This is a genomic window from Mycobacterium sp. (assembly GCF_035603715.1).
In the GTDB taxonomy this organism is placed as follows: domain Bacteria; phylum Actinomycetota; class Actinomycetes; order Mycobacteriales; family Mycobacteriaceae; genus Mycobacterium.
In genome coordinates this window covers 1-3,238 of record NZ_DATNJW010000054.1, presented here as the reverse complement: position 1 = coordinate 3,238, position 3,238 = coordinate 1, and the positions used below count along the sequence as shown (strand labels likewise).

At 66.0% G+C, this 3,238-nt stretch carries 3 protein-coding genes; 2 read left to right on the top strand and 1 reads right to left on the bottom strand.

Going from position 1 to position 3,238, the window contains the following annotated elements; translation table 11 throughout:
• The coding region (locus VN856_RS02085; RefSeq protein WP_325685666.1) for a folate-binding protein YgfZ at positions 1-1,025 on the bottom strand (1,025 nt) is incomplete at its 3' end.
• A gap of 58 nt (positions 1,026-1,083) precedes the next feature.
• Here VN856_RS02085 and VN856_RS02080 point away from each other — a divergent pair.
• Together VN856_RS02080 and VN856_RS02075 are read left to right on the top strand one after the other, a co-directional pair.
• A complete protein-coding gene (locus VN856_RS02080; protein ID WP_325685668.1) occupies positions 1,084-1,953 on the top strand; it encodes an aminodeoxychorismate lyase in 870 nt (289 codons plus the stop codon).
• A 138-nt stretch (positions 1,954-2,091) separates the two neighbouring features.
• Positions 2,092-2,967 (top strand): DUF5995 family protein, encoded by an 876-nt coding sequence (locus VN856_RS02075; RefSeq protein ID WP_325685664.1) that lies wholly within the window; start codon positions 2,092-2,094, stop codon positions 2,965-2,967.
• Positions 2,968-3,238: the final 271 nt, after the last annotated feature.

Sequence of the window (3,238 nt, the reverse complement as noted above, 5' to 3'; positions counted from 1 at the left end):
GAGGTGGGGTCGATCATCGCCGCCACTTCGCCGCCGCCGCCAGTGCTCAGGGCGGTATCGGCGGGTATCCCCCGCTTCAGCAACGCCAAGGCCACCGGGCCCAGATCGACATGGTCGACCACGGTTCCGAGCCGGCCGACCGCGCGTCCGCCGGCCAACACCGCGTCACCGGTGCCCGGGCGGTCCACCGACCCGTCGAGGTGCAACAACGCCAGCATGCGGGGCGGTTTGCCCAGGTTATGCACCCGCGCAACGGTTTCCTGACCGCGATAACAACCCTTGTCCAGGTGGACGGCACCTAACCCCGGACCGCCGATCCAGCCCACCTCGTGCGGGATGGTCCGCTCGTCGGTGTCGACGCCAAGCCGTGGGCGTACCGCCGCCACCCGGTGGGCCTCGTAGGCCCAGACTCCCGCCGGACGCACTCCGGCGCCGGTCAGCCGCCGCTGCAGCTCGGCGGAGTCGCCACGGTCGACGAGCACGTCCAACTCGATCTGGCCCGGGCGCGCCTCAGACATCCGGCGCACGAAGCCGCCGCCGGTCAGTGGCGCGGCCGTCATCGCGTTGGGCAACGTGTCAAGTCCGAGCGCGTCGAGCACCGCTCGCTCGCTCAGCTGCGATCCCAGCAGTGAGAGCACTGCCAGATCGGCCGGTTCCGGCGTGACCTTCGACCAGAACACCATTTTGCGCAGGTAATCCAGCAACGGCCCACCGCGCCACGGCTCGGTGTCCAGATAGGTGACGCCGCCGAGCTCGGTCTGGATCCAGTGATCTTCGACTCGCCCTTGCCCGTCGAGGCTGAGGTTCTGTGTGCTCGCGCCGTCCGGAAGTTCGCTGATGAACTGCGTCGAGATGCTGTGCAGCCAGGTTTGCCGGTCGTCGCCGGTCAGGGTCAGCACGCCGCGATGTGACCGATCCACCAGGACGGCACCGGTTTCGGCGGCGCGCTGCTCGCCCAGCGGGTCGCCGTAGTGCCAGATGGCACCGGCGTCGGGGCCGGTCTCGGGGGCGGGAACTGCGGACACACACCAACTCTACGGGTCCACGGCGATAGGCTTCTTACCCATGACTGGCCACCCGGGCGTGATCGTGACGCTCGACGGCGAGGTGCATCCGCCCGGCACACCGCTGCTGTTTGCCGACGACCTCGCCGCGGTGCGAGGCGACGGCGTCTTCGAAACACTGTTGGTCCGCGACGGCCGCGCCTGCCTGGTCGATGCACATCTGAGCCGGATGGGCCACTCGGCGAAACTGCTCGACCTGCCCGAGCCTGACCTGGCCGCCTGGCGGCATGCGATCGAGGTAGCGACGCAGCAGTGGGTGGGTGACACCGACAGCGAAGGCGCGATGCGGCTGGTGTTTAGCCGCGGCCGGGAACGTGGTTCGGCGCCGACCGCCTTCGTGACGGTGAATCCGCTCGCCGAACGGATCGCCGCCACCCGACGCGACGGATTGGCCGCGGTGACCTTGCCGCGCGAGCTGCCGTCGGCGGGTGTCGACGCGATGCCGTGGCTACTGGCCGGCGCCAAGACTTTGTCGTACGCGATCAACATGGCCGCTCTGCGGCACGCCGACCGCCACGGCGCCGGCGACGTCATCTTCGTCAGCTCGGACGGCTACGTCCTGGAGGGCCCACGCTCGACCGTGGTGATCGCCACCGGTGGTGACGGAGCCGCCGGCAACGTGTGCCTGTTGACGCCGCCACCGTGGTATCCGATCCTGCGCGGGACCACACAGCAGGCACTCTTCGCGGTTGCCCGTGCCAAAGGATACGACTGCGACTACCGCGCCCTGCGCGTCGCAGATCTATTTGCCGCACAGGGAATTTGGCTGGTGTCGAGCATGACGCTGGCTGCGCGCGTGCACACGCTCGACGGCCGGACGTTGCCACGAGCGCCGATGGTGTCGGAGTTCGCTGAGCTGGTCGACGCCGCCATCGTCAGCGACCGCTGAATTCGGTTGTCGGAAGCTTCGCCAACTTGCCGGTCCGCTCAACGGACCGCTTTCTTCCTTGTCGGACCCGTTCGCCTCAACAATGTGGCGATATGCCGAAAGGCGAATCAGGCGCTCTCCCTAGGGGCTAGGCATAAGATGAACCGGTTCGAATCACGGCGCAGGGCAACGCCGTCCGGCGCTGCGGCAACTCCACCACCGCTTCCGCCGATACCGACAGTCACGACGATCGACGAGGTCGTCGAAGCGATCGAGTCGATCATCGATTGGTCCATCTCCGTTTCGAGCCGTCTGGGATATTTCGCAGCGCTGTACAAGCGGATCACGATCGCGATCGGTGCTGCGGTCTCGCAAGGGATGTTCGAGGACGCGCCGCGTATGCAGCGCTTCGACGCCATCTTCGCCAGCCGCTACTTCGATGCACTCAACGGGTACTTCCACCCGACGCACTTCGCGAAGCCGGCACGTTGTTGGCGGGTGGCGTTCGATGCAGCGGATAGACCAGAGCCAATCATCCTGCAGCATCTGTTGGCCGGCGTGAATGCACATATCGATCTGGATCTCGGCATTGCCGCTGAAGCGGTCGCGCCGCCAGCAAACCTCGGCGCGCTGCACAACGACTTCAATACCGTCAACGACGTACTAATCAGCCAGGTCAGCGGGGTTGTCGACGAGATTGACGAATTGTCGCCTGTGCTGGCCGACCTCTACCACGCACTGACGAGCAACGAGATATTCCTCATCGGCGAGGCCGTAAAAACACTCCGCGACAACGCATGGACATTCGCCACGATTCTCGCCCTCGAGCCGGGAATCGCGCACCCGGCCACGATCTGGGCCCTGGATCAAAAAGTGTCGGCGCAGGCGGAACTGATCTACGACCCACCGGGGCTGATGGGCCTGCTCAAGGAGATAGTCGCGTCCATCGCGGCGCGTGAGAGCCGCGACGTCGTCACGAACATCCGAAAGTTGAATGAGATCGCAGCGACTCCCGCCCCGATCAAGACGACCTAGCCGCCGTAGGTGGGTCCTTGCACGCCGTCGCGGTAGCTAGTGCATCTCCCCGCGACGCAACAGGCCCTGGCCATCGTCAGCGATCGCTGAAATCAGTTGTCGGTGTGGCTTGCAGCGGGTACCTTCGGCCGTACACAGGGAAGGAGGTGGTCCGAGAAATTGATAGCTTATTGGACATGTGAGGTGGCTGCCCGCTAGCTGTACCAGGCGAGGAATCACCTGCGCGCGCTGGCGAATTCCCCGCAGTCACCCGGCCCCCGAGCCTCCGGTT

Excerpts from the sequence above, each read along its gene's own strand:
- VN856_RS02075 (WP_325685664.1), top strand. The coding sequence starts at position 2,092 with ATGAACCGGTTCGAATCACGGCGCAGGGCAACGCCGTCCGGCGCTGCG.